Genomic DNA, 26,600 nt, shown 5'->3' with positions numbered 1-26,600 from the left:
TAAGATTAAATCTCAACTATTACAAATAAAGCAGTAGAAGTTAAAATTGACGGCGAAATGCGTTTATTTACCAACATTTTTTATAAAAATTCTCAAGAAAAACTATTACTAAATTTTGATCATTACGGCAATCATAATGAGATAGAAAATTTTGCTAATAACCATAAATTAGTAGAAGCACTCGGGAATTTAACGGCATTATAATATATAGTTGCGTGGATACCTATGTCATTCCCGCGTAGGCGGGAATTCAGCATAAAGCGAGATAAATCGAGCTTTTAATTTCAAAAATTTGCTGTATTTGTACTTTTTTCTGGATTCCCGCCTACGCGGGAATGACATAAAACGAGTCATGCAACAACTCCCACAACTGCTCGCAACCACGTCCTAAATTAGTACACTACGACACTGTTAAAAAACTATGTAATTTTTCATGGATGTTAGTTAGTTTACCTATATCATTTCCTCCGGCTTGAGCAATCGAAGGCTGTCCACCTCCACCGCTGCCTCCCAAGAATAAAGAGAGTTCTTTTGCGATTATACCTGCATTGTATTTGTCTGTTATAGCTTTACTCACCGCAACCGTAATAGATAATTTATCGTTATTACCCGTAATATATACTACTATTAAATCTTCTACTTTTTTCGTTAAATTTTCTGCAGCCTGACGCAATACTTTATTGTCTAAATTCTCTATATATCGATAAATTAACTTAACTCCTTTTATATCTTCAGCTTGCTTTTCAATCTGCTCTATACTTAAATCTAAACGGGCTAAATGGACTTTTTCAAGCTCTTTCTCAAGCTCTTTATTACGCTCTAGAATGTTGTTTACTTTAGTAATAAGCTCGTTTTTATTAGTCTTTAAACTGCTTTCTATTGATTTAAGTAAACCATCCTTTTCTCTCATTAATTTAATTACGAATTCACCGCAAACTGCTTCAATTCTGCGAACACCAGCTGCTATAGCACTTTCGCCTGTGATTTTAAAGCAACCGATGTCACCGGTACGTCTGACATGCGTACCGCCGCATAATTCTAAAGAAGTCTCACCCATCTTAACTACTCTAGCTTCAGAGTCGTATTTCTCGCCAAACAGTGCCATAGCTCCTTGTTTGACTGCATCTTCGGTTGTCATTAATGTAGTATCTACTTCATGATTATCTCTAATAATCTCATTTACCTTATCTTCGATTAAAGTGATTTCTTCATTAGTCACGGCTTTAGAATGGCTAATATCAAAACGTAAATAAGTCGGAGCGACTAAAGAACCTTTTTGTGTAACATGTTTACCAAGCACCTCGTGTAGTACTGCATGTAATATATGCGTGGCCGAGTGATGAATCCTTAAATTTTGTCTATATTTGATGTCTATACTAAAATTAGCATTTTCACCTATTTTAATCTGCCCTTTTTTCAAAATACATGTGTGGACTATAATAGAGCCTAGATATTTTACAGTATCTACTACCTCTATTGCAGAATCTTTTGCAAATATCGCTCCAATATCACCCATCTGACCGCCGGACTCACCGTAAAAAGGAGTTTGATTGCTGATTAGCAGAAATTGCGTATCCATCTCTTTTATATCATTAACTAAATTATTATCTTTAATTAATGCAATTATTTTACATTCTGCCTCATTAAGCGTATATCCTAAAAACTCCGTACTGCCATGCTGTTCTTTAACATCAAGCCACAACCGATCGGTTTTGGACTCACCGGAGCCAAGCCAAGATTTTCTAGCGCGTTCTTTTTGTGCAAGCATCTGCTCTTCAAATCCCTTATGATCAACGGAAATATCACGATTTTTTAGAATATCTTCGGTTAAATCAAGCGGAAATCCATAAGTATCATATAGTTTGAACGCTATTTCCCCCGACAACTCATTACCTTTTGTTAGCGTTTCTGTTTCTTCGGTAAGTAGCTTTAATCCACGTTCTAAAGTAGTTTTAAACCTAATTTCCTCTTGTTCTAAGATGCTGCTGATAAAGCTTTCTGCTCTCTTAAGTTCAGGATAAACATTCCCTATTAAATCAACAAGTTTTGGCAGTAATTTATACATAAGCGGCTCTTTGCTGCCTAACATATGAGCATGCCTCATGGCTCGCCTCATAATACGGCGAAGTACGTAACCACGCCCCTCATTTGAAGGGATAACACCGTCAGCTATTAAAAAGCTACTTGCTCGCACGTGGTCGGCAATAACTCGGTAAGAAAATTTAGCTTCTCCCTCTATTTTCACTTTTACTATATTTTCGGTAAAATTAATTATTTCCTGAAATAAATCTATGTCATAATTATTGTTAACATGCTGTAATACCGCCGTCATACGCTCAAGGCCCATACCGGTATCGATAGATTTTTGCGGTAACTCTATTCTAGTATCTTTATCGATTTGTTCATATTGCATAAATACCATATTCCAAATCTCGATAAATCTGTCACCGTCTTCGTCCTTGGTGCCAGGTAGCCCACCGTATATTTGTTCTCCGTGGTCATAAAAAATTTCAGAGCAAGGACCACAAGGACCCGTATCGCCCATAGACCAAAAATTATCGTTTGTTTTAATCCTTATTATGTGATCATCCCTAAATCCTGCTATTTTTTTCCAGTAAGAAGCTGCTTCGTCGTCGGTATGATAGACTGTTACATATAGCTTGTCTTTTGGGAGCTCAAATTCTTTAGTCAATAAATTCCAAGCGTAATATATGGCTTGTTCTTTAAAATAGTCACCGAATGAAAAACTACCTAACATTTCAAAAAATGTATGATGTCTTGCTGTATAACCCACATTCTCAAGGTCGTTATGCTTGCCACCGGCTCTAAGAGATTTCTGACTAGTTACCGCTTTGTTATAAGGTCTTTTTTCTTGTCCGGTAAAAACATTTTTAAATTGTACCATTCCGGAATTAACAAACATTAAGCTAGGGTCATTGTGTGGAATTAACGAGCTAGCCGGTACATGTGTATGATTATTTGCTTTAAAGTAAGTTATAAATTTACTTCTAACTTCTTCGGTGGTAAATTTAGTCATGGTAAGATATATTATTTAATGTTATGTCATTTTCATCTATACGGTGTCTTGCTACATGGCTTGGTTATGTCATACCCGCTTTCGCGGGAATGACATAGAGCAGATTTTTCAAGCTATGCAGAAATGACGTCTAGTATAGTAAAATACACTGAATTATGATTAAAATAAATTTATTTATGAAAAATATTTTTGATTCGATCAAATTACATTTTGTTAATTTTGTTACAAAATTAAAAATATTTTCTTTCAAAAGAAAAAAGATCGTGGTGTTACTAGGTAATAAAGGTGTATTTCTTAGTATTTTTCTTGATAATAAATTATTGGATAAATTATTTATTCCTACTCAGGAACAGATAGACTTAAACCCTTATAAAAACTTTTTTAGTAAATTTCCAAAAAGCGATATTTATTTTTTACTTGACGGTAGTGAATGTAAGACACGGCACGATCAAATACCTATATTACAGTCAATAGTTAAAATTGATCCTATTGAACAATTTATCGAAGGTTATTTTAATAAAGAAGACATTATAGCGCATTGTGTTTACGAAATTACTACTACACCAAGTGAAATTTGGTCGACTTTAATTATGTCGTGTCCATTTGAAACACCTTTAAGTGATATAATTTCATGTATTATAGATAAAAGATCGCTTGATTTAAAAGGAATTTACTTTTTAACGTTAGAGCTAAAAGTTATTATAAATAAAATAGTTCAGAATATAGAAAATGATAAATATAATGATTATTTCCAAATTTGTGTATATGTCTCACAAGCTAGCGGTATAAAATTTATTATCAAACATAAAAATAATATAATAACAATTAGAAATCTTGAGTATCCATTTGATAAAACAACCGGCTATATTCAAGGTATTATAGAACAAGAAATTAATGATTGTTTGATATTATTTAAAAACTATATAAGTAATCTTGATCAAAGAGCCTGTATAATTCTTATAGTAGATGAAGAGTTAAAATCTTTATTAGAATCAACAAATTTTGAAGATCGCTCTGTAATCTTTATACCGGTTGATAATACACTAAATAAGCAAACTCTAGAAAAAGAAAGATTTATAGATACGAATATTAGTAGGCTGTTTCTAGAATATAAGAGTTTTCCCGCTTATAATAATAATTTAAAATCAATAAAAAAACTAGTTACTATAAAGGATCTGACATTTAAATTATATAGTGCATTACTTATAATATTAATATTAGTGGTCGGTATTATTAAATATAATACAAAACAGAATTACAAAGACATAAACTCTATTAATGAAAAATATTATGCAACAAATCAAGAATATGATATTATCAAATATAAATATCCTTATATTAAAAATACTACTAGCCTAGCTGATTTATATGTAATAGAAAAATTACTAGAAGCACCGGTACCGCTACCGTTTGATTTGCTTAACAGACTTATAATTACTTTAAATCCGGCTTTTAAATTAGAAGAAATTAAATGGGAATTAACAAATATAGATAATATTTTGTTAGTTTCTAAGAGACAATTAATAATCAAATTAATACTTAAATATCATACTAATAATCTATCGGTAGATGAATCTCTAAAGATGCTAGATGATCATATGCAAAACGTAAAAAATAAATTATCTAATTTGCAGATAGATCATGTTATATATAAGGATAAAATACTTGATATATTCGGTAAGGTAGTAATTCCTTTATCGGTTAATATAGTTGACGATAAGACTTGATTAAACTAAAAACGTCATTGCGAGCGATCTTTGATCGCGTGGCAATCTCATGAAATAATAACAAGTTCCTGATACTGCTTCGTCGAATTACTATGTAATTCTTCTCGCAATGACGAAAAACCAAAGCCTAATAACCCAAGGTAAAGATAATGTTTGAAAAATATATTATGTATTTAAAGAATCTTATATTCTTTCAATTTATTATATATTTCTTCTTTATTTCCTTAACTATTTGGATAATAAAAAATTTCCAGCAAGAATACAGTAAATCTATTCTTGATAAACAAGTTTCACAAGAAAATTTAACAGAGGAAGTTTTAAAGCTTTATTCCGTCATTAACTCTAAAGAAGAAATATTAGAATCTTACAAAAAATATGTAGATTTAAGCGTCCCAAGTAATGTGAGTTGCTTAAATTATCAAGAACTAATTCCTAAAATAAAAAGCTTAAGCAATAAATATGATTTAGTAGAACCTATAGACGTATCTATAAATTCAGTATTTTTTAAAAATAATGTTCAGGCGATTGAAGGAGGAGAAGGTGAATCGATTCATGTAAATAATTATAGCATAAATATAAAATATGCCTGTGCAGATTTTTTGACTTTTTTAAAAATATTCTCTGAAATTTATTCTTATATGCCTCCTAATACTCTTATATCTTTTGTACGAGTGCGTAATGAAGAAGTGTTAACGCCTAAGAATGTATATAAACTTTCAGTGAATCACGCTCCTAATCTTATTTATGCTAAATTGATATTATATATCAGAGAATTAGCCTCAAAATAAATTACTAAAATGAATAATACAATAGTACTTAATAACATAAATACTAATTTATTTAAAAAAGATATTGTTAATAATTTTGTCAATAATCTTACGAAATCTACTTACTCTACTATTGCAAATATGCTTGCTATAGATTATACGCTAAGGCTTAATTCTAAACCGGAAGCTGAAAAATATATTAATAAATGTATTTCTAGACTCAAAAATTATTTAGGTATGCGGGTTATTAACGATGATAATTTTTCCGTAGCATTAGAGTTATTTGCAATAATGATGACTTCTGAAGACGAAAATGAGCAAAATAAGAATAATATTTTAGAGCAATCACAAGATATAATAGCAGAAAATCTTGTAGAAGTTTATTTTGGAGATGAAAAAATAAATAGTACCGAAAAAGAAAAAATTAAAAATATATTTAAAACTCTTTTAAAAGAGAAGAATTTTGACAAAATAATAAATTATGCGGAATCTCATAAAAAATTATTTAAGGCTTCTATAATGTATGCAATGAAGAAATATAATAATATTGATGAAGCAACAATCTATATAAAGAAAGAATTTAATAAAATATTAGAAATATCTTTAGCGTTTACACAAAAAAGTAATATATTTAAACAAGCAACCGGAAAAATAGCTGGTGCTGTTTGTGCTTTATTAGTCGGAGCAATTAGTGTTGCGACTGCGGGAGCGACTTTTTCTATCATAGTTGTACCGGCATCGATTTTTGCAGTCAGATATGCACCTGAACTTGGTGAAAAAATTGGAGGATTAATTTTAAATAATGATAATGCAATAAAACTAGAACAAAGCAATATAGATAAGTTTATGAAAACATTACAAAATGATAAAGAAAGTCTTCTCTCTCAAGAAAAAACAAAAAACATCAAACAAAATATTAAAGTTTCTCCTTCTCAAATAAATGCTAAATTAACTAAGAAAGTGGTTAATGAAAAACATAGATAGGGTATACTTGCCCCACTTGAAAAATTGGCTACGTCGTCTTTGTAAGTCCTCGGATGCTGAATGTTTAATACACGCTCCGCTCCTCGGCTTACAGACTCCTTGCTCTTTTTAAATTTGATCTTCGTATAAAACTACTCTCTTATTTTGTTCGGATTATGTTTTTACTTGAGAATATAAAATATTCCTCTTATTATCTTTTTTAAAATCAATAAAATAACTTAATGAGAAAAGTAGTAATATCCGGCATGATCGGCAATGCTTTAGAATGGTATGATTATGCATTATATGCTCAATTTGCTTATATTATAGGGCAGCATTTTTTTTCGGATTCAAAAATGCGAGAGACTTTAACTTTTGCGGTATTTGCTGCAGGCTTTATAGTACGACCGCTCGGCGGTATTATTTTCGGTAATATCGGTGATAGATTCGGCAGACGTACCGCTTTGGTAATAGGTGTTATAACTATGGCAATACCGACTGCCGGGATAGGTCTCTTACCAGGCTATAAAACTATAGGTATTGCCGCTCCTATTATTTTAACTGTTATAAGACTCATACAAGGGTTTTCTTTAGGAGGGGAGTTTAGCGGCTGTATTTCGTATATTGTAGAACATGCTTCGTTCGAGCAGCGAGGACTTGCGGGGAGTAGTTCATTCGTTAGTATGTGCGGCGGTATGCTGCTTGGACTTGCTACAGCAGCCAGTTTTTCTTATTTTATGCCCGCCGATATGCTATTTGAATGGGGCTGGAGAATACCTTTTATTGCCGGTTTATTTATTAGCTCTGTAGGTTTATATATTAGAAAAAACCTAGCAGAAAGCCCTATTTATAAAAAAGCTAAGGAAACAGGGCGTTTAGCACGTTTTCCTTTACGAGAAACATTAACAAAATACCCAAAAGAACTAATTATCGCACTTGGTCTTTATATTACCGTAACTGCTCCTTTTTATACCTCTACGGTTTTTATCGGTAATTTTATGCAAACGCTTGGTTATACTAGTCAGCAAAGCACAATTGTTAGTAGTATAATATTAATCGTAATGATGATAGTATTTCCTATATCTGCGTATGTTTCGGATAAAGTGGGGCGGCGTCCTGTACTAATATGGGGGATTATCTTGTTAATTTTATCAGTCTATCCTATTTTTCTAGCCTTAGGATCAATGAACTTTACTTTAGCTATAATATCTCAAGTAATATTTGCTGGAATTATCGCTATTTATATGGGACCTATCCCAACGGTTTTAGTAGAGATATTTCCAACTAGCATAAGATTTACCGGTGTTGCACTTTCATACAACCTTGCAGCTGCTATATTTGGCGGTACTGCTCCAATGTTAGCAATGATATTAACGAAAGTTACCGGAGACAATTATGCTATTGCATATTATTTAATTGCACTTGCTTTGTTATCTTCTATAATCCTAAAATTCTATAAAGAAACATATAAAAAGAATTTGGTCAGCTAATCATGAGTGAAATTTTTGAAGTACCGGACGGTGAAAGTAAGGTTTTACTCCATTGTTGTTGTGCTCCGTGCGTTAGTCCTTTAATGGAGAAAATGATCGATACTGGTATTAAGTTTACGCTTTTTTTCTATAATCCTAATATTCATCCTAAAAAAGAATATGAGCTTCGTAAGAATGAAAATATTAAGTTTGCCGAGAAGCATAATATAGAATTTATCGACGCAGATTATGATCCGCAAAATTGGTTTAGGCGTGCTAAAGGGATGGAGTTTGAGCCTGAGAGAGGTAAACGCTGTACAATGTGTTTTGATATGCGTTTCGAGCGTACGGCTTTATATGCTTATGAAAACGATTTTAAGGTTATAACTAGTTCGCTTGGTATTTCTAGATGGAAAGATATGAACCAAATTAATGAATCAGGGATTAGAGCCGCATCTCATTATGAGGGGATAACATATTGGACTTACAATTGGCGTAAAGACGGTGGTGCTAGTAGGATGTATGAAATCGCCAAAGAAGAGAATTTTTATAAGCAAGAATTTTGCGGCTGTGTTTATTCTTTCCGTGATACTAACGATTGGCGTGTAGCTAATAACCGCCCTAAAATCGAGATCGGTAAGGAGTATTATTAAGAACTTTGTGTTATGCTATTTCGTCATTGCGAGCAGCCGTAGGTCTTGTTGCGTAGACCGGTCATTGTTCTTTATGTCATTCCCGCAAAAGCGGGAATCCATCATAAAGCGAGATGGCCCCAGCTTTTAATTTTAAAAATTGCTGTATTTATATTTTTTGGATTCCTGCTTTCGCAGGAATGACATAAAACGAGCCATGCAACAACGCCGAATAAATCACAGAATGACAGCGGCGAAATTAATCCACGCAGGAATGACATTGTATGCTTTTTCTGAGCCATACAACAAAGCTGCGTGACATTGTACAAAAGTGCATATTTAATAAATAAGCATATAAAAATTTGTTTTTTATATGCTTTACTAGATTCCCGCTTCTGCGGGAATGACATAATAACCATAATTATTTATGAAAAAACTATCATTTCAGCAAATTATACTAACCTTGCAAAATTACTGGCAGGATTACGGCTGTGCAATCTTGCAGCCTTACGATGCTCATGTTGGAGCAGGTACATTTCACCCTGCAACGGTACTTAGATGTCTTGGCTCAAAACCTTGGTCTGTTGCATATGTTCAGCCATCAAGAAGACCAGGCGATAGCAGATACGGCATGCACCCTAACAGAATGCAACATTACTATCAGTTTCAGGTCATCTTAAAGCCATCGCCGGATAATATTCAAGATTTATATTTTAAAAGCTTAGAATGTTTAGGCATAGATTTAAAAACGCATGATATTCGTTTTGTTGAAGATGATTGGAAGTCGCCGACGCTCGGGGCTTGGGGGCTTGGTTGGGAGGTATGGTGTGACGGTATGGAAGTATCCCAATTTACTTATATGCAGCAAATCGGTGGTATTGAATGCCGTCCCGTTGCCGGTGAAATCACTTATGGGCTTGAGAGGCTTGCATTATATATTCAAGGTGTCGATGAAGTAAAGGAACTGGATTGGAATGGGCAGGTAGGAGAAAAAGCTTTAAAATACGGGGAAGTTGATTTTGAGGCTGAACGACAATACTCAAAATATAATTTAGAGCTTGCAGATAGTGAGATGTTAGTACGACATTTTAAAGATAGCGAAGAACAATGTGAGAGGTTAATAAAAGAAAATGTACCACATGTTGCTTATTACGAATGTACAAAAGCAAGCGATGCCTTTAATCGATTAGATGCACTTGGGGTAATTAGCGTTACTGAGCGTGCCTCTTATATTTTAAGAGTACAGCACTTAACTAAAATTTGTTGTATGAAATGGTTGGAGTTAAGCGGTGAGTGAATTATTATTAGAGCTATTTAGTGAAGAAATACCTGCATTCATGCAAAAAAATGCTGAAGAGGGTTATTTAAACATATTCACGAAAATTTTTGAAGAAAACGAAATATTTGCAAAAGTACAAGCATTTGTAGGACCTCGTAGGATAACATTGTATGCTACCCACTTACCGAAAGTAACTTTACCGAAAGAAACGGAAATTAAAGGACCGAGCATAGATGCTCCGGAAGCTGCAGTTAATGGGTTTTGTACAGCTCATAATGTTAGTAAATTAGAGCTTTCTACTAAATTAATTAATAATCAGCTATATTATTTCTTTGTCAAAAAGACAGAAGAAAGAGAAATAAAAGAGATTTTGCCGGAGATTATTATAGATGCTATTAATAAATATAGCTGGGCAAAATCGATGTTTTGGGGTGATTACAAAATAAAATGGGTTAGACCACTGCGTAACATTTTATGCATATTTGATAGCGAAGTACTACCGCTGCAATTTGGGCATTTAACCGCTAATAATATTACGTACGGGCATCGCTTAACTGATAATAAAAAATTAGAAGTAACAGATTTTGAGGATTACAAAAACAAGCTTTCAGAAAATCACGTTATTTTAGAAAGAACAAAGAGAGAAGAAATAATTAAAACAGGCTTATTGGAACTGGCAAATTCTCATAATCTAAACATAAAAGAAGATAATCGTTTAATTGAAGATGTAGCAGGGCTGAGTGAATTTCCTGTTGTATTGCTTGGAAAAATCCCACAAAAATTCTTAGAATTACCTAAGGAAGTGCTAATTTCTTCGATGCGTACGCATCAGAAATATTTTTGTTTATTTGATAAAACAGGAAATTTTGCACAATATTTTCTGTTTGTAAGTAACGGCAGATCTGCAAATGCTGAACTTGTTATTCAAGGTAACGAGAAAGTACTATCAGCAAGGCTTTCGGATGGTTTATATTTTTATAAGCAGGATATAGCTAAAACTTTAGAATCAAGATTAGATAAGCTAACAAATGTTACATTCCATGCAAAACTTGGTAACTTAAGAGAAAAAGTTGAGCGTATAACCAAAATTTGCGGTCATATAGCTTCAAACAATAGCAATTTAACTACGGCAGCTAGACTTTGCAAAAGTGACCTCGTTTCTGAAATGGTTGGAGAGTTTCCTGATTTACAAGGTATTATGGGTTATTATTATGCAAAGCATGAAAGGCTAAATGAAGCAATAGCCGCTGCAATTAGAGACCATTATAAACCGCAAGGTTTAAGCGATAATGTACCAAGTGGAAATACAGCTTTGCTTGCTTTAGCCGATAAGCTAGATAGTTTAACCGGTTTAATGATAGCAGGCGAAGCTCCAACAGGCTCAGGTGATCCATATGCCTTAAGACGTCAAGCTCTTGGTATAATAAGAATAATACTTGAAAATAAATTAGAGCTAAATTTAAATGATTTAATTATTTTTTCCTTAAAGTTATATAGAAATTCAGCAGATAAAGATTTAATAACATCTTTCTTTGAAGAAAGAGCAAAATTTTACTTTAAAAATGAATATGATATTTTATTAATTAATGCTGTTCTTGACTTAAATTTAGTAGATACAAAATTTAAGCTTGAGGCGTTAAAAGAATTTTTAATAGAAGACGCAGGCAAGCAATTATTAAATGCTTACAAACGAGCTAGCAATATAATCGGTAATCAGAAAATTACCGGCTTAGTTGATGCGAGTCTCTTTAGTACACAACCTGAAAAAGAATTATTTGAAGTAATGCAAAAAATTTCCCCACAAATTATAGATAGTATAGCTGATAAAGATTACAAGAAAGCCTTAAATTTATTATCGTCTCTATTAACTCCTATTGCTAGCTTTTGTGATAATGTACTCGTTAATGATCCTGATCCAAAAATCGCAGAGAATCGCTTATCGTTATTACAGAATATTTGCGGGTTATTTGATAAGATAGCCAAGTTTAACCGCTTATGATTGAAACTTTCCTATGTCATTCCTAGCTAGAAGCAGTGTTGTTGCATGGCTCAAAAAGCCCGCTCGGTGTCATTCCCGCGAAAGCGGAAATCCAGTGTAAAGCGAGATAAATCGAGCTCTAAAAAAGTCTTTTAAAGATCTTTAAAGTACTGGATTCCCGCTTCCGCAGGAATGACATAAGTGAGTCACGCAACAACGCCGCTAGAAGCGGGAATGACATAGAGAAGCAGATATATAACAAAACCAAAATAACTAAATTAATGTTCAGTAAAGCAGTTCAATTTATAAAATCCGGTAAAGTGGTTGTTTTTCCAACTGAAACAGTTTATGGAATCGGAGCGGATGCTACTAATAATGAAGCTTGTTTAAAGATTTTTCAGTTCAAAAACCGTCCTGCTATTAATCCGCTTATCGTGCATGTCGCTTCTGTAGAGCAAGCAAAAGCGATAGGTGAATTTAATGAACTTGCTGCAAAAATAGTAAAGAAATTTTGGCCTGGACCGCTATCTATAGTTGTCCCTTTAAAAGAGAATGCAAATATTGCCTCGGCAGTGACTGCAGGATTAAATACCATAGCACTTCGTATGCCGTCTTATTATATAGCATTAGAGCTTATCAGACAATCAGGTGTACCTATAGCTGCCCCAAGCGCTAACCCTTCAAACTATATTAGTCCGACTAATAGTGAGCATGTTGCAAAGCACTTTTCGAAAAACCCCGAAATTTTTATTTTAGCACCTGAAATCTATCAATCTGAATATGGTTTAGAGTCAACGATCATCGATACTACAACTGTTACTCCTACTATTCTTAGAGAAGGGTTTATAACTGCTGAAATTTTAGAGAAAGTACTTAAGGTAAAAGTTTTTAAAGCATCAGAAACAAATGATATAAGGGCTCCAGGCATGCTTGCAAAGCACTATTCTCCTAATGTGCCGGTTAGATTAAATGCTACAAATTTAGAGGATAGAGAAATTGGATTAAATTTTGGCAATAGTAATCTTACGGGAAAATTTTCATTAAATCTAAGCCTTAAAGGCGACCTTATAGAAGCTGCTGCAAATCTTTATGCATATTTAAGAATCCTCGACGATTATGCTGCCTCTTATGATGCACGAGGTATAGCTGCTAGCCCTATACCTCAAGTGAATATAGGAGCTGCGATTAATGACCGCCTGAAACGTGCCGCAACATCATAAATTTCGGCGTTCTATTTTCTTTAATAGCTTTTTGATGATATTTGGTAATTATATAATTATCGTGCGGTTTTAAATAATCATGTCTATTCATAATTTCAAAATTACCGTTCTGTTCTATTAGCTCTATTGCCTCATAAAAATAATTTTCGATATCGGAAGCAAATATTAAATTACCGTTATCTTTTAGCTTATCTTGTAAAATCTTAAGACGCTCCTTATTGAAAATACGTTTCTTTTTTTGCTTATTTTTTATCCATGGATCGGGAAATAAAATATAAATACCGTCAAGGCTATTATTTGGTAAATCGTTTAATATAAAATCTAAATTGTTAGGAAATAATAAAAAATTTGTGATATTCTGCTCACTCGCAAGCTTTAAAACATTTGCAACGCCGTTTAAATATACCTCTACCCCGATAAAAAGTGAATCAGGATTCATTTTGGCTTGGTTAATGAAATGCTCGCCCATACCAAAACCTATTTCTAAAAAGATTTTACGTTTTTCATCAATAAGCTTTTCTTTGGAAAATAAATATTTCGGTAGTTCGTCATCTAATAAATTTTGTTGCAGCCCTGATAAGCTTTTACCGATTCGCCTTGCATATGACCGATTTAAATGTATACCCGTTGAACTTAAAAAATTGGCTACATCATCTTTATAAGTCCTCGGATGCTCACGTATTAGTATACGCTCCGCTCCTCGGCTTACAGACTCCTTGCTCTTTTTCAAGTGGAACTTCGTATACCAACTCTTTATTTCACGATAGTATGCTTGAGATATTTCTATTACCCTGTGATGCGACTGCAAATCTTGATAAATATTGTCAATATTATAGCCATAATCCAAAAAGATTTTGCTAACTCTTTCTGCTTGATTAAAGCCTATCTCTAATACTAACTTACCGTTTGGTTTTAAGAATTTTTTTGCATTTTCGGCAATTATGCGGTAAGCCTGCAAGCCAACTTCTTCAGCAAATAATGCAAGATGCGGCTCGTGGTTCAGTGTCTCAATTGCCATCTCTGATTTTTCACTGTGTGATATATATGGTGGGTTGCTAACTATAAAGTCAAACCTCTGATCCTTTATATTCTCAAACCAATTACTTTGAATAATCTGAATGCGATCCGTTATGTGATGTTTAAGAGCATTGTTCCTTGCAACTTCTATTGCATCAAGACTTATATCGGTGGCAATTACATTAGCATTGGGTAGTTCGCATAATATGCTGATAGCAATGCAACCGCTACCTGTACCGAGTTCGAGGATGCTGAGGAGTTTGTCATTGCGAGCTTCTTTTATGTCATCCCCGCGAAAGCGGGGATCCAGTTGCTGTTTTAATGTTTTTTCTGGATTCCCGTTTTCGCGGGAATGACATAGAGGAGTATGGGAATGACATTGAGGGCTATGGGAATAACGCTGCAACATAACATTCACCAACAATTCAGTATCGTTTCTTGGAATTAACACATGTTTATTAACAATAAAGTCACGTGAGTAAAATTCTTTAACACCTGTAATATAGGCTATCGGTTCATGCTTTAATCTTCTCTCTAACAGTTTTTCAAAAGCTTCTATCTCAACTTCATTTAACTGCTCATCAAGATTAATAAGCAAATACTCAATAGGTTTATTTATAACATGCCGTAGTAAGATTCGTGCTTCTAATTGCGACGAACTGATGCCTATTCTATTTAATTTATCTGATGCTTTACTCAAGACTTGTTTTATAGAATACTGCACGGGATAGGTCCAACTCCTATAACTTCTAATATTGCTTTATATATTGTTTGCACAATGATAGGACTGCAAATAGTTAGAGGACCTAAAATTAACCGTTTATTATCTATACTACGTATTTGGTCTATTAAAAGATCTGAATCTCTTTCTAATTTATTATGAGCTTTAATACGAATTCGTAAAGGGAAAGCATCGTCTATTAAATTAGTTGTTAGCGGAATGATTAAAGTAGAAGGATGTTTTGCGTCCAATAATACTTGATCTTGAATAATCAATACAGGTCTTGTTTTACCAAGCTCACTACCAACTCTAGGATTTAAATCGGCAAGCCAAATTTCTCCGAGATTAATTTTTAGGGTCATGCTCTATATTAGAAAATTCAGAATTTATTTTCATGCTTACTTTTCTTGTACGCATACTAATTGCAAATAATTTTTCTTTCCTTTCTTGCTCATATAGGCTTTTATTCATAGTTTCAATAGATCTTCTAATATATTGACTACGTGAAATATGAAGTTTTTTAGCCCTTTTAGCTACTTCCTCGGCTAAATCATTGGGTAATCTTACAGTAAGTGCAGACATAACTCTTAAGTATTACAATTATAAACACATAGTGTAATTATAGTTGTAATACAATTTATGTCAAGTTCTCATTTTCTACCTAGATTTTTCATCTCTAAAATATCTTCTATACTACCCAAAGGAGCTTGTTTCTTAAGTTCAATGAATTTGTGCAATGCATCGGTGGCTGTAATCTCCTCCATATCCCTTGGCAGCTCACAAGAAAATTCCATAATCTCATTATTAGTCGGATGAGTAAAACTTAAATACCAAGAATGCAGAGCTTGACGTTTAAAATCGATTAATTTTGCTTTTAGTTCAGACGGTGAATGAGCAATTTTCCGGTCGTTATTGCCGTAAGTTTGGTCGCCTACTACCGAATGCTTTAAATGGCTTAGCTGCACCCTGATTTGATGAGTTCTGCCGGTACTAAGTTTGCATTCCACCATACTAATAGTACCCTTGTGAAACAGCTCTAGAGTCTTGTAATGCGTCACGGCTCCTTTACCACCGTATTTTAATATGGTCATTTTTTGACGATCTACTCGGCTACGACCGATATTATTCTTAATGACTCCTTCTAGCGGGTTAATCACTCCCCAAACTAAAGCTTTATATTTCCGTATTACCTGCCTTTGCTCTATCTGATTTGCAAGCAGCATATGGGCTTTATTATTTTTAGCAACTACCATTAAGCCCGTAGTATCTTTATCCAAACGATGCACTATCCCGGGTCTTTCTGCTGAACCTATATCCGATAGATTCTTCGTATGATAAAGTAATGCATTAACAAGCGTATCGTCATAATGTCCTGCCCCTGGGTGTACCGTCATACCCGCAGCTTTGTTAATTACTATCAAATCCTCATCTTCATATATTATATCGAGTGCTATATTTACTGCTGCAATTTTTAGCTCTTCAGGTTCTTTAAAAGAAAATAATATAACATCATTCTCCTTGACCAAAACATCAGGATCAGAAATAATTACATCATTAACTAGTACTTGCGAATTCCTAATAGCTTTTTGGATTTGGTTTCTAGAAACAGGGTAATTCAGAAAACTTGATACAAGCGAATTTTGCAGGTCTCGCCTGTGCTCACGTATTAATATACGCTCCGTAGGCTCACTTTGAAATTCATCTTGTCTGAAATTTTCTGAATTACCCTGTACATTCTTAAAAAGATGTAATAAAGCTTTGTCGAGTCTTGTATTATTTAGTTCGTGTGGTACGGAATATTTTAACATATTTTATTTTAAGATAATGAATGATACACTTAAATGGTTAGATGCAATCGGTGTTGAATATTACTGCTCTGAGTATCCGCCGAAATTAAAAGTGAGTAATAATACCAAGCTACAGCTAAATTCAGGAAGCTTCAGACAGGATGAATTTCAAAGCGAGCCTACGGAGCGCATATTAATACGTGAGCACAGGCGAGACCTGCAAAATTCGCTTGTATCAAGTTTTCTGAATGACGTTGCAACCGAAAAGCCACAAGTAAAACTTATGTCTACAAAAGAAACTGCATTCAATATGAATGATAAAGTTCACGATAATATAACCCTAGCAAGATCTCTTGCCGATAAAGCTAATAATATCGAAGAACTAAAAGAATCTCTACTAAATTTTAATGGTTGTGAACTTAAGAAATTTGCTACTAATACGGTTTTCGGTGATGGTAATTTGGAAGCTAAAATTATGTTAATAGGCGAAGCTCCTGGAAGTACTGAGGATTTGAAAGGAATACCTTTTTGCGGTGAAAGCGGCAATTTACTTGATAATATGCTGCATGCTATCGGAATTTCACGGAAAAATAACGCTTATATTACTAATACGGTATTTTGGCGTCCTCCCGCTAATAGACAGCCAACACTCGAAGAAGTCGATATTTGTAGACCGTTTGTCGAGAAACATATTGCTCTTATTAACCCGAAGCTAATTATTCTAGTCGGTAGCACGGCTGCAACTAGCTTACTTGGAAAAAATTCGGGTATTACTAAAATTAGACAAGAATATTATTGTTATACCAATAAATATCTATACGCTCCTATCCAAACTACGGCAATTTTCCATCCTGCTTATTTACTTCGCCAACCTATGCAAAAACGTACCTCTTGGTATGATTTACTAAAGATTAAGGAGTATCTTGCAAATAAAGATTTGGTTACTAGCTAAACTTTTATATTACGTAACTAATTTTAGTTGCTTATGTTAATAAATAATGCTATAGTTATGTTATAATTAAAAAAATATTAAATTGAGTTCAATAGATATACTTATTAAAAGATTGAAATCAAAGCCAAAAGACTTTACTTGGGATGAGTTAACTAGACTGCTAGGTAGCTTACATTTTGAAGAACTTAAAACGGGTAAACCGGCGGTTCTAGAAGGAAATTTTATAATAAAAAACAGCTTTAATTATTAACCTACATAAGCCTCACCCTAAACCAATTATAAAACCTTATTTAATTGAACAAATAATTAAAAAATTAGAAGAAGAGGGGCTAATATGATAAAAAACGATTTTATGAGTTATAAAGGTTATTTAGGATCAGTACATTTTGACGCTTCAGAAGAATCATTTTTTGGCAAAGTAGAATTTATAAGAGATTTAATAACTTATGAAGGCTCTGATGCTAAAACTTTAGTGAAGTCATTTCGTGAAGCTATAGATAGTTACTTAGAAGATTGTAATATAGTCGGTAAAATTCCCGATAAACCGTTTAAAGGTAGTTTTAATGTTAGAATCGAGCCTGAATTACATAAAGAAGTAAGCCTGTATGCTATGCAACACGGTTATACCTTAAATGGAATAGTCAAAAAAGCTTTAAACGAATTTATCAAATGTTAGAAATATTTACAGCACCTAATAAGCTTTAATTCTTTATGTAAATCAACATTCTTATATTTATTCAAATTGTTTCTTGCTTTTTCTATACTTGAATGAAAGGTTGAAACTATTAATTCTGTTATATTTAATTGTTACTTCATCCCCTATTTTAAGTTTTAATTTTTGTCTTATTTTGATAGGAATTGCAAGCCTACGGTTATTATCAATATAACTTTTCTGCACTATCATAAAAATAACTAAATTTATTAAATTAAAAATTTCTTAGATTTTACTATTTTAAATAAAATTAATCAATTTAATAAATAAACTTATACAATTCGTACTGATTTCATATAATTCATTTCTAATTTTCTGAAATTAAGGTTATATTGATATATAACAACAAAGGGTATATCCATATGACCAATGAAAATAATAATGATTCAGAATTTGCCGAATTAAAAATCAGAGGAAAAATATTTAAATTACCTATACTTAAAGCAAGTATTGGTGAGGATGTAATTGATATAAGCAGGGTATCTTCGGAAGCCGATTGTTTTACTTATGATCCGGGCTTTATGTCTACTGCTTCTTGTCAGTCTACTATCACTTATATAAACGGTGATAAAGGAATCTTGCGACATCGAGGATATGACATTAAAGATTTAGCCGAGAAAAGTGATTTTTTAGAAGTGGCATATTTGCTAATCTATGGAGAATTACCAAGCATCGAGCAGTATAATAATTTCACTAAACAGGTTGCTCATCATTCATTAGTGAATGAAAGATTACACTATTTATTTCAAACCTTTTGTAGCTCTTCTCATCCTATGGCTATTATGCTTGCGGCCGTTGGTTCTCTTTCAGCATTTTATCCTGATTTACTGAATTTTAAAGAAGCAGACTACGAACTTACCGCTATTAGAATGATTGCTAAGATACCAACTATCGCCGCAATGTCTTATAAATATTCTATAGGGCAACCGTTTATTTATCCTGATAATTCGTTAGATTTTACTGAAAATTTTCTGCATATGATGTTTGCAACGCCTTGTACAAAATATAAAGTAAATCCAATAATAAAAAATGCTCTTAATAAAATATTTATTCTGCATGCTGACCATGAGCAGAATGCTTCTACTTCAACAGTCCGAATTGCCGGCTCATCTGGAGCTAACCCTTTTGCTTGCGTAAGTACAGGGATTGCCTCACTTTGGGGACCTGCCCACGGCGGGGCTAATGAAGCGGTAATAAATATGCTTAAAGAAATCGGTAGTTCTAAGAATATTCCTAAATATATAGCTAAAGCTAAGGATAAAAATGATCCGTTTAGGTTGATGGGCTTTGGTCATCGTGTCTATAAAAACTATGACCCGCGTGCCGTAGTACTTAAAGAAACTTGCAAAGAAGTATTAAAGGAACTCGGACAGCTAGAAAACAACCCACTCCTGCAAATAGCAATAGAACTTGAAGCTATCGCTCTTAAAGATGAATATTTTATTGAGAGAAAATTATACCCAAATGTTGATTTTTATTCAGGTGTTATCTATAAAGCTATGGGTATACCGTCGCAAATGTTCACGGTACTTTTTGCAATAGCAAGAACCGTAGGCTGGATGGCACAATGGAAAGAAATGCACGAAGACCCTGAACAAAAAATTAGCAGACCTAGACAGCTTTACACCGGTTATGTACATAGAGAGTATAAAGGTATCGGGGAGAGGTAAACATTATCGTCATTGCGAGGAGCCATAGGCGACGTGGCAATCTAGAAAATAATTAAAAAATTCTATAAATCAGAATTTTTTACTGGATTGCTTCGTCAATTGCTATGCAATTTCCTCGCAATGACGGAAAACCAGTCCACGCACTCTTTCGCAATGACGTTGAAAATATAAATCATATGAATTTTATTGATGAAGTTAAAATATATATAAAAGGTGGGAATGGTGGCAATGGTTGCGTTAGTTTTCATCGTGAGAAATTTATTGATAGAGGCGGACCGGATGGCGGTGACGGCGGACGTGGCGGTAGTGTTATTTTCAGGAGTAATCACCATCTTAATACGCTAGTAAATTATCGATATAAACAACATTTTACCGCAGAAAACGGTGAAAACGGTAAAGGTTCAAATAGAAGCGGTAAATCAGGAAAATCGTTAGTTCTTGATGTTCCAATCGGTACTCAAATCTTTTCCGAGGACGGCAATATATTATTGCATGACTTCACTGAGGGTGACCAAAGCTTTGAAATAATTAAAGGAGGAAGCGGCGGTCTTGGTAACAGCCATTTCAAAACGTCGGTTAATCAAGCTCCAAGAAAGCGTACGGAAGGGGAAATTGCTGAAGAAATGTGGATTCATTTAAGCTTAAAACTCCTCTCTGATGTTGGGCTTGTGGGGTTGCCGAATGCTGGTAAATCTACTTTTTTATCGGTTGTAACGGCAGCTAAGCCTAAAATTGCCGATTATCCCTTTACTACTTTAGTGCCGAATCTTGGAGTGGCGTATGTTGATGACGAAGAGTTTGTTATAGCCGATATTCCTGGCTTAATTGAGGGGGCTCATCAAGGTCACGGACTTGGCGATAAATTCTTAAAGCATATAGAAAGATGTATTGTATTAATACATTTAATAGACGGCTCTAGTAATGATGTAATGGCAGATTATAATACAGTACATCTTGAGCTTGAATCATATTCCGATTATCTAAAAAATAAAATCGAAATCATATGTCTTAATAAATGTGATGTTCTTACCGATGAGGAAATACAAGAAAAAATAAATGAGTTGCAGAAAGCTACTAATAAAGAAGTTTTTCCTATCTCTGCCTACACTAATCTAGAGGTAAATAAAATAGTTAAACTAGCCTTAAAGACTATAAAAATCAGGAGTAATATATTGCCGGAGCTAAGAAAGACGGGCATTGCTCACCGCATGGACCGGCTTTCCGTCATAGCGAGGAAAATTACGGAGTAATTGACGAAGCAATTCAGTAAAAAATCCTGATTTACAGAATTTTTTTAATCTTTTTCTGGATTGCAACAATGCTTCGCTCCTCGCAATGACGGTTTTGATATCTACGCAACAATACCCGCTCGCAATGACGATTAGGTGTCCACGCAATATATCCACTCGCAATGACATTAATAAACCTTAAATCAAAGTAATACGTTGCTCTTCTGCCTCTAGATATTTCTCTAGCTCTTCCTTAGTATATTTCTTTTCTTTAAGCTTTATTTCGTTATTAAATATATATTGTACAGCTTTATCTTCTAAGGCAGGACCTTTAAGTCCTTCAATTGCTCTAGGATTATTTTTATAAAAATCAAATATCATATTTTCCTGCCCAGGAAAATTACGTGCTTGTTGCATAATAACTTTTCTTAAATCATCGGGCTCTAATTGCAAATTTTTAGATTTTGCGTACTCAGCAAGTAATAAGCCTATTCGCACACGGCGTAGGGCTAATTTATTATAATATTCTGTTATTTCTTTAGGGGATTTATCTTTTAATAATGATTCATCTTGGCCATTTTTATCGGTTTCGGACTTTAGAATATTTTTTTCTTGTTCTAATAAAGATTCCGGTACGTCAAAATCTAACAATTTTTCTAACTTATCAAATAAGTTCATTTTCATTATAGTATTAATAGCTTCTTCCGATTCGTTTTCTATTTGTTTAGCAAAATGTGTACGCAATTCTTCAAGGCTATTACTTTGGAATTTTTCAGCAAACTCCTCATCAATAACGGTAGGTTCTGCAGTATGTACTGCTTTAATTTGTACCGCAAAACGAGCAACTTTACCTGCTAAATCTTTAGCATGGTAATTTTCAGGAAAAGTAACATTAACATCAACTTCACTACCTGTTTTAGAACCTATTAATTGTTTCTCAAAACCTGGAATAAGTGCATTACTACCTATTACTACCTTAAAATCATTTAATTTACCGCCTTCAAAAGCTGCATCCTTGATGTACCCGATTGCATCAATAGTAACCTGATCTCCATCTTTTATTTTTGCTTTACTTTCTCTAGTATAGCTTTTTGTTAGTGCGGCAAGTTTTTCTAGTTGTTCTTCAACATCTTTAGAGTTTACTTCTAATTTTGGGCGATCTAGTGAGATTTTCTTTAAATCCGGAATAGTAATTTTAGGTAATAGCTCTATTTTTACGGTATATTCTAAAGCCTTATCGGGTTCGTTTTGCAATTCTTCAATTTTGGGTCTACCGATTATATTTAGATTATGCTCTTTAATAACGTGATTTACCGAAAGGTTAATTCTTCTTTCTATTATATCATTTCTGACGGAAGTACCGTATTTTTTCTTAACAATTGAAACCGGTACTTTACCGGCTCTAAAACCTGCTATTTTAACTTTTTTGGTTAAATCAAGTAATTCTTTTTGAATATCGTCATCTATCTCACTTAAAGGAGTAGAGATTCTTGCATGAAAATCCAATCCTTCGTTTTTTAATACAGTAATTCCCATTTTAATAATCCATTAATTCTGTACATAGTTTGCTAATCAAAATAAACTAATGAGCCGAAATATGCAATAGTTTTTGTAAGCTCATCGGTATTGCTTAGTAACTATCTATATTGTCGTGGGCTAAGAGACTGAAAGCGTTGTTGTGTGTATACTATGTCATTCCTAGCTAGAAGCAGGAATCCAGTAAAACCTAAAAAAACTTGTTTTTTAGGTTTATTTCATTAATTAACATGTAATTTTTGTACTAGTATTAAGGTTGTTTTCTGGCTTCTCGCCTACGCGAGTAGGTCTTGTTGCATAGATCGGTAAAACCTACTATGTCACCTAGCTCGCTTGACGACGGGGCCCATAAAAATAATAAAAAATACTAATATATTAGTATTTTTAACTGGATCCCGTGGTCAAGCCACGGGATGACAGAGGTGAAATTGATCCACGCAACAATGCCACGCGGGAATGACATAAAACGAACCATGCAACAAAGTTGCAAATTCCTCACAATGACGTGAAGTTATGCAATAAGATTCAAGCGTACTTCTTCGTTTAGTTCTTTTGTAGAAGATAATTCTATATCAAGTTCGGCAAATATATGCACTAAGGCTATAGATAAATCATTTATCATTTTATCGGTATGGGCAGGGGTTGGGATGATTCGGAGGCGTTCCGTACCTCTCGGTACGGTTGGAAAATTGATATGTTGAACGTAAATACCATATTCATTAAGGAGCATATTTGAGGCACTAGCTGCTTTAATCGGATCACCAATAATTATCGGCACTATATGACTTTCATTTTTCAAATAAGGTATATTAAAATTTTCAAAAGAATTTTTAAGTTTTGTAACTACTTCTTGATGTTTTATTCGTTCTTCATTCGATTCTTTAAGATGTCTAATACTATGCGTTGCAGCGGTAGAAATTACCGGCGGTAATGAAGTAGTGAAAATAAATCCTGGAGCGGTTAGCCTTATAGCATCGACTAAATTATGGTTGCTAGTGATATAACCGCCGATAGTGCCGTATGCTTTGGCAAGTGTACCTTGAATAATATCGATTTGATCGCTACAATTAAGAAGCTCGGCAATACCGCCTCCATGTTTACCGTATAAACCGACCGTATGAACTTCATCGATAAAGGTTAAAGCATTATATTTTTTGGCTAAGTTAATTATATCTTTGATAGGTGAGAAGAAACCGTCCATAGAGTAAGCCGATTCAAAAACAATAATTTTCGGTCTATTAATATCGACTGATTGTAAAAGCTCTTCTAGATGCTTAACATCTAAATGTCTATATATATATTTCTCGGCTCTTGAACTTGTAACTCCTGCAATTATTGAAGCATGATTTAGTTCATCGGAGAAAAATACTATACCCGGCATGATTTTAGCAAGACTTGCAAGCGTTGTATCATTTGCAACAAAACCGGATGTAAAAACTAAAGCTGCTTGCTTTTTGTGTAAATCTGCAAGCTCTTTTTCAAGCTCAAGAATGGCAATATTATTACCGCCGATATTGCGAGTTCCACCTGATCCAACACCGTATTTTAGCAAGGCATCTATAGAAGCTTGCATTACTTTTGCATGCTTACTCATACCCAAATAGTCATTAATGCACCACATAACTATTTGTTTATTAGCGTGTTCTGCAAAAGGAAAATTATCGGCTTGTCTTTTTAAGGCTTTAAATTCTCGATATCTTCCTTCGCTCTTAATTTTGTCTATATGTTTGCTAAATATAGTATCGTAATAAGACATTAGAACTATTATTTGTTTGAAGTTTTTTATGTGAATTGTATACCCGTCATTGCGAGCAGTCGTAGTACTTGCATGGCAATCTCGTCAAATATCCTGAGATTGCTACGTCGAATTACTATATAATTCTCCTCGCAATGACGATATCTAAGCAACCATTCTACATTAAAATTAAAAAAGTTTAAAGTTATAATATAGCTTTTTGTACAATATCGTTTAATCTTTTTGAAAATGCACCGGTATCAGCAACCGGTTCGCCCTCTAAAATACAGGCTTGATCAAATATTAGATTAACCAATTCTTCATTATTTTTATTATCTACTTTTAAATCATTAAAGATTTTCTTTATGATTTTATTTTTAGGATTTAGCTCTAAATTTTTGGCAGATGCAGCAGCTATTTGTTTCTGCTCAATCAAAAATCTCTCCATACGAATATCCATAGCAGCGTCGCTAACGGCAAGACAAGCAGGGCTTGAGGTTAGTTTTTTAGAGATCTTAACTTCTTTTACTAACCCCCCAAGTGTTTCTTTAAAATAATCGGTTAGCGATTTATATTCGTCATCGGTTTTTTTACTATCTGCATTTTTCTCCTCAGATTGTGAAGTAGTTTGCTCTACATCGATATCGCTTCTTGTTGCTGATTTAATAGTATGTCCTTTATATTCGCTATTAACATTTACCCAAAAATCATCCACTGTATCGGTAAAAAGTAATACATCGATATTTTTACTAAGTAGTCCTTCGATTTGCGGGCTTGAAAGTAATTTATCGGGATTATCCCCGCTTAAATAATATATAGTATTCTGCCCCTCTTTAAATCCTGCTATATATTCGTCAAGGCTAATCATTTTATTATGCAAGGCACTTCTGAATATACATACCTCTAATAATTTTTCATGATCGGTTGTAGCCTCGCATAAACCCTCTTTTAAAGCACCTCCGAAATTAGCCCAAAACTTATTATATTCTTCAGGTAATTCCTCTTTCTTTTTCTTAAGCTCGCCAAGTACTCTTTTTGTAATAGCATTTTTGATTTTCTCAAGTACGCTATTATGTTGCAGTGATTCACGACTAATATTTAATGGTAAATCTTCTGAATCGACTACCCCTCGTAAAAACCTTAAATATGACGGGATTAAATCAATATTCTCATCGGAAATAAATACTCTTTTTATATATAATTTTACACGCCTTTTGCGATCAGGATGGAATAAATCAAATGTTTTGCTTGAGGGAATGAAAAGTAGGTTAGTAAATTCTATAGCTCCCTCATTTTTATTATGCAGAGTAACCCATGGATCATCTATAGCATAAGATAAGCTTTTGTAGAATTCTTTATATTGTTCTTCCGTAATTTCTGATTTCGGTCTTGTCCATAATGCAGAAGCTGAATTAAGCTGGATTTCATTATTACCGGCCTCATCAAAGAAATATATCGGTACTGCTATATGATCGGAATAGCTTTTAACGATGTGTTTTAATCTAAAATGATCAAGGAATGTATCTTCTTCCTTTTTGATATGTAAAACGATTTCCGTGCCTCTTGTGAATTCTTTATCCGAATCTGAAACAATGTACTCGCCAAGTCCGTCCGATTCCCAAACATGGACTTTATCTTCCCCGGCTTTTCTTGAAGTTACAGTCACTTTATCGGCTACCATAAAGCTTGAATAAAATCCAACACCAAACTGACCGATTAGCATATTATCCTTTTTAGAATCACCAGAAAGGCTTTTAAGAAAATTTGCTGTACCTGATCTTGCAATAGTACCGAGATTTTCAATTAAATCGTCTTTATTCATGCCGATACCGTTATCGCGGATGATGATTTGTCCTTTATCTTTATCGACTTTAACCGTAATTTTAAAATTGCTATCGCCAACTACTAATGCACTATTACTTTGAGATAAATAACGTAATTTATCGCAAGCATCCGAAGCATTAGAAATTAACTCTCTCATAAAAATCTCTTTATTACTATAAAGAGAGTGAATCATTAAATTTAAAATCTTGCCAACCTCGGCATCAAATTTCTTTTTTTCTTGTGTCATATTAAACCAATTTATAAATTCTTGTTTTTAGCTTTGTTACTAAGTCAGTTTTTTCGTCATTGCGAGAAAAAATTGAAAATTTTGACGAAGCAATCTCA

General features: G+C 33.6%; 21 protein-coding genes and 4 pseudogenes. 16 read left to right on the top strand and 9 right to left on the bottom strand.

The window, feature by feature from the left end; all coding sequences use genetic code 11:
* Window positions 1–57 precede the first annotated feature (57 nt).
* A complete protein-coding gene (locus tag KYQ89_RS04085) occupies window positions 58–204 on the top strand; it encodes a hypothetical protein (RefSeq protein ID WP_218460522.1) in 147 nt (48 codons plus the stop codon).
* Window positions 205–400: 196 nt separating this feature from the next.
* On the opposite strand, the gene alaS is transcribed toward KYQ89_RS04085, so the two are convergent.
* Window positions 401–3,037: an alanine--tRNA ligase gene (gene alaS, locus KYQ89_RS04080; protein ID WP_218460521.1), complete on the bottom strand. Its 2,637-nt coding sequence runs from the start codon at window positions 3,035–3,037 to the stop codon at window positions 401–403.
* A 155-nt stretch (window positions 3,038–3,192) separates the two neighbouring features.
* Between alaS and KYQ89_RS04075 the strand changes: the two genes are divergently transcribed.
* From KYQ89_RS04075 to KYQ89_RS04035, 8 genes are all read left to right on the top strand, one after another.
* Window positions 3,193–4,764, top strand: coding sequence for a hypothetical protein (locus tag KYQ89_RS04075; protein WP_218460520.1), 1,572 nt, complete (start codon window positions 3,193–3,195; stop codon window positions 4,762–4,764).
* 149 nt (window positions 4,765–4,913) lie between these two features.
* Window positions 4,914–5,552: a hypothetical protein gene (locus KYQ89_RS04070; protein WP_218460519.1), complete on the top strand. Its 639-nt coding sequence runs from the start codon at window positions 4,914–4,916 to the stop codon at window positions 5,550–5,552.
* Between the two features lie 9 nt (window positions 5,553–5,561).
* Window positions 5,562–6,515: an RP853 family protein gene (locus tag KYQ89_RS04065; protein WP_218460518.1), complete on the top strand. Its 954-nt coding sequence runs from the start codon at window positions 5,562–5,564 to the stop codon at window positions 6,513–6,515.
* Window positions 6,516–6,736: 221 nt separating this feature from the next.
* On the top strand, window positions 6,737–7,984 hold the full coding sequence (locus KYQ89_RS04055; RefSeq protein WP_218460517.1) for a metabolite/H+ symporter: 1,248 nt from the start codon (window positions 6,737–6,739) through the stop codon (window positions 7,982–7,984).
* A 2-nt stretch (window positions 7,985–7,986) separates the two neighbouring features.
* Window positions 7,987–8,616, top strand: a complete 630-nt coding sequence (locus KYQ89_RS04050) for an epoxyqueuosine reductase QueH (protein WP_218460516.1) — start codon at window positions 7,987–7,989, stop codon at window positions 8,614–8,616.
* Between the two features lie 406 nt (window positions 8,617–9,022).
* Window positions 9,023–9,892 carry a glycine--tRNA ligase subunit alpha gene (locus tag KYQ89_RS04045; RefSeq protein WP_218460515.1) on the top strand — a complete coding sequence of 290 codons (870 nt, stop codon included), beginning with the start codon at window positions 9,023–9,025 and terminating at the stop codon, window positions 9,890–9,892.
* Window positions 9,885–11,873, top strand: coding sequence for a glycine--tRNA ligase subunit beta (gene glyS / locus KYQ89_RS04040; protein ID WP_218460514.1), 1,989 nt, complete (start codon window positions 9,885–9,887; stop codon window positions 11,871–11,873). Before KYQ89_RS04045 ends, glyS begins: the two co-directional genes overlap by 8 nt.
* A gap of 260 nt (window positions 11,874–12,133) precedes the next feature.
* Window positions 12,134–13,072: an L-threonylcarbamoyladenylate synthase gene (locus KYQ89_RS04035; RefSeq protein ID WP_218460513.1), complete on the top strand. Its 939-nt coding sequence runs from the start codon at window positions 12,134–12,136 to the stop codon at window positions 13,070–13,072.
* On the opposite strand, the gene trmB is transcribed toward KYQ89_RS04035, so the two are convergent.
* The 4 genes from trmB to KYQ89_RS04015 all read right to left on the bottom strand — a co-directional run bounded on the left by trmB (window position 13,038) and on the right by KYQ89_RS04015 (window position 16,618).
* Window positions 13,038–14,813, bottom strand: coding sequence for a tRNA (guanosine(46)-N7)-methyltransferase TrmB (gene trmB, locus KYQ89_RS04030; RefSeq protein WP_218460512.1), 1,776 nt, complete (start codon window positions 14,811–14,813; stop codon window positions 13,038–13,040). The genes KYQ89_RS04035 and trmB overlap by 35 nt on opposite strands.
* Window positions 14,798–15,172: a type II toxin-antitoxin system PemK/MazF family toxin gene (locus tag KYQ89_RS04025; protein ID WP_218460511.1), complete on the bottom strand. Its 375-nt coding sequence runs from the start codon at window positions 15,170–15,172 to the stop codon at window positions 14,798–14,800. Before KYQ89_RS04025 ends, trmB begins: the two co-directional genes overlap by 16 nt.
* Window positions 15,156–15,392 (bottom strand): ribbon-helix-helix domain-containing protein, encoded by a 237-nt coding sequence (locus KYQ89_RS04020; protein ID WP_218460510.1) that lies wholly within the window; start codon window positions 15,390–15,392, stop codon window positions 15,156–15,158. Before KYQ89_RS04020 ends, KYQ89_RS04025 begins: the two co-directional genes overlap by 17 nt.
* Window positions 15,393–15,460: 68 nt before the next feature.
* The gene (locus KYQ89_RS04015) at window positions 15,461–16,618 is read right to left on the bottom strand and encodes an RluA family pseudouridine synthase (protein ID WP_218460509.1); all 1,158 of its coding nucleotides are present in this window, start codon (window positions 16,616–16,618) and stop codon (window positions 15,461–15,463) included.
* On the opposite strand from KYQ89_RS04015, the pseudogene KYQ89_RS08300 reads away from it, so the two are divergent.
* The 4 genes and pseudogenes from KYQ89_RS08300 to KYQ89_RS04000 all read left to right on the top strand — a co-directional run.
* A pseudogene (locus tag KYQ89_RS08300) lies at window positions 16,617–16,730 on the top strand (uracil-DNA glycosylase); the annotation flags it as partial. The gene KYQ89_RS04015 and the pseudogene KYQ89_RS08300 overlap by 2 nt on opposite strands.
* Before the next feature lie 126 nt (window positions 16,731–16,856).
* Window positions 16,857–17,549: pseudogene (locus tag KYQ89_RS04010) on the top strand (uracil-DNA glycosylase family protein); the annotation flags it as partial.
* A gap of 82 nt (window positions 17,550–17,631) precedes the next feature.
* On the top strand, window positions 17,632–17,799 hold the full coding sequence (locus KYQ89_RS04005) for a hypothetical protein (protein ID WP_218460507.1): 168 nt from the start codon (window positions 17,632–17,634) through the stop codon (window positions 17,797–17,799).
* A gap of 84 nt (window positions 17,800–17,883) precedes the next feature.
* Window positions 17,884–18,225 (top strand): type II toxin-antitoxin system HicB family antitoxin, encoded by a 342-nt coding sequence (locus KYQ89_RS04000; RefSeq protein WP_218460506.1) that lies wholly within the window; start codon window positions 17,884–17,886, stop codon window positions 18,223–18,225.
* 57 nt (window positions 18,226–18,282) lie between these two features.
* On the opposite strand, the gene KYQ89_RS03995 is transcribed toward KYQ89_RS04000, so the two are convergent.
* Window positions 18,283–18,453, bottom strand: a complete 171-nt coding sequence (locus KYQ89_RS03995) for an AbrB/MazE/SpoVT family DNA-binding domain-containing protein (RefSeq protein ID WP_256621284.1) — start codon at window positions 18,451–18,453, stop codon at window positions 18,283–18,285.
* Between the two features lie 170 nt (window positions 18,454–18,623).
* On the opposite strand from KYQ89_RS03995, the gene KYQ89_RS03990 reads away from it, so the two are divergent.
* The 3 genes and pseudogenes from KYQ89_RS03990 to obgE form a co-directional block, all read left to right on the top strand.
* Window positions 18,624–19,931 (top strand): citrate synthase, encoded by a 1,308-nt coding sequence (locus KYQ89_RS03990; protein ID WP_218460505.1) that lies wholly within the window; start codon window positions 18,624–18,626, stop codon window positions 19,929–19,931.
* Between the two features lie 45 nt (window positions 19,932–19,976).
* A pseudogene (locus tag KYQ89_RS07805) lies at window positions 19,977–20,068 on the top strand (lytic transglycosylase domain-containing protein); the annotation flags it as partial.
* Between the two features lie 39 nt (window positions 20,069–20,107).
* Window positions 20,108–21,088: pseudogene (gene obgE / locus KYQ89_RS03985) on the top strand (GTPase ObgE); the annotation flags it as partial.
* Between the two features lie 270 nt (window positions 21,089–21,358).
* On the opposite strand, the gene tig reads toward obgE, so the two are convergent.
* The 3 genes from tig to htpG form a co-directional block, all read right to left on the bottom strand.
* On the bottom strand, window positions 21,359–22,696 hold the full coding sequence (tig, locus tag KYQ89_RS03980) for a trigger factor (RefSeq protein ID WP_218460504.1): 1,338 nt from the start codon (window positions 22,694–22,696) through the stop codon (window positions 21,359–21,361).
* A gap of 511 nt (window positions 22,697–23,207) precedes the next feature.
* Window positions 23,208–24,452, bottom strand: a complete 1,245-nt coding sequence (gene hemA, locus KYQ89_RS03975) for a 5-aminolevulinate synthase (protein WP_218460503.1) — start codon at window positions 24,450–24,452, stop codon at window positions 23,208–23,210.
* A 184-nt stretch (window positions 24,453–24,636) separates the two neighbouring features.
* Window positions 24,637–26,502 (bottom strand): molecular chaperone HtpG, encoded by a 1,866-nt coding sequence (htpG, locus tag KYQ89_RS03970; protein ID WP_218460502.1) that lies wholly within the window; start codon window positions 26,500–26,502, stop codon window positions 24,637–24,639.
* Window positions 26,503–26,600: the final 98 nt, after the last annotated feature.

It is taken from the genome of Rickettsia sp. TH2014, from assembly GCF_019249195.1.
Taxonomy (GTDB): Bacteria; Pseudomonadota; Alphaproteobacteria; order Rickettsiales; family Rickettsiaceae; genus Rickettsia; species Rickettsia felis.
The sequence above is the reverse complement of the archived record's forward strand: the minus strand, read 5'-3'. Positions and strand labels throughout refer to the sequence as shown.

What these genes read in the sequence shown, in the direction of transcription:
- KYQ89_RS04085 (WP_218460522.1), top strand. Translation starts at nt 58, where the DNA reads ATGCGTTTATTTACCAACATTTTTTATAAAAATTCTCAAGAAAAACTA.
- alaS (WP_218460521.1), bottom strand. Translation starts at nt 3,037, where the DNA reads ATGACTAAATTTACCACCGAAGAAGTTAGAAGTAAATTTATAACTTAC.
- KYQ89_RS04075 (WP_218460520.1), top strand. Translation starts at nt 3,193, where the DNA reads ATGATTAAAATAAATTTATTTATGAAAAATATTTTTGATTCGATCAAA.
- KYQ89_RS04070 (WP_218460519.1), top strand. Translation starts at nt 4,914, where the DNA reads ATGTTTGAAAAATATATTATGTATTTAAAGAATCTTATATTCTTTCAA.
- KYQ89_RS04065 (WP_218460518.1), top strand. Translation starts at nt 5,562, where the DNA reads ATGAATAATACAATAGTACTTAATAACATAAATACTAATTTATTTAAA.
- KYQ89_RS04055 (WP_218460517.1), top strand. Translation starts at nt 6,737, where the DNA reads ATGAGAAAAGTAGTAATATCCGGCATGATCGGCAATGCTTTAGAATGG.
- KYQ89_RS04050 (WP_218460516.1), top strand. Translation starts at nt 7,987, where the DNA reads ATGAGTGAAATTTTTGAAGTACCGGACGGTGAAAGTAAGGTTTTACTC.
- KYQ89_RS04045 (WP_218460515.1), top strand. Translation starts at nt 9,023, where the DNA reads ATGAAAAAACTATCATTTCAGCAAATTATACTAACCTTGCAAAATTAC.
- KYQ89_RS04035 (WP_218460513.1), top strand. Translation starts at nt 12,134, where the DNA reads ATGTTCAGTAAAGCAGTTCAATTTATAAAATCCGGTAAAGTGGTTGTT.
- KYQ89_RS04025 (WP_218460511.1), bottom strand. Translation starts at nt 15,172, where the DNA reads ATGACCCTAAAAATTAATCTCGGAGAAATTTGGCTTGCCGATTTAAAT.
- KYQ89_RS04020 (WP_218460510.1), bottom strand. Translation starts at nt 15,392, where the DNA reads ATGTCTGCACTTACTGTAAGATTACCCAATGATTTAGCCGAGGAAGTA.
- KYQ89_RS04015 (WP_218460509.1), bottom strand. Translation starts at nt 16,618, where the DNA reads ATGTTAAAATATTCCGTACCACACGAACTAAATAATACAAGACTCGAC.
- KYQ89_RS04000 (WP_218460506.1), top strand. Translation starts at nt 17,884, where the DNA reads ATGATAAAAAACGATTTTATGAGTTATAAAGGTTATTTAGGATCAGTA.
- KYQ89_RS03995 (WP_256621284.1), bottom strand. Translation starts at nt 18,453, where the DNA reads ATGATAGTGCAGAAAAGTTATATTGATAATAACCGTAGGCTTGCAATT.
- KYQ89_RS03990 (WP_218460505.1), top strand. Translation starts at nt 18,624, where the DNA reads ATGACCAATGAAAATAATAATGATTCAGAATTTGCCGAATTAAAAATC.
- tig (WP_218460504.1), bottom strand. Translation starts at nt 22,696, where the DNA reads ATGGGAATTACTGTATTAAAAAACGAAGGATTGGATTTTCATGCAAGA.
- hemA (WP_218460503.1), bottom strand. Translation starts at nt 24,452, where the DNA reads ATGTCTTATTACGATACTATATTTAGCAAACATATAGACAAAATTAAG.
- htpG (WP_218460502.1), bottom strand. Translation starts at nt 26,502, where the DNA reads ATGACACAAGAAAAAAAGAAATTTGATGCCGAGGTTGGCAAGATTTTA.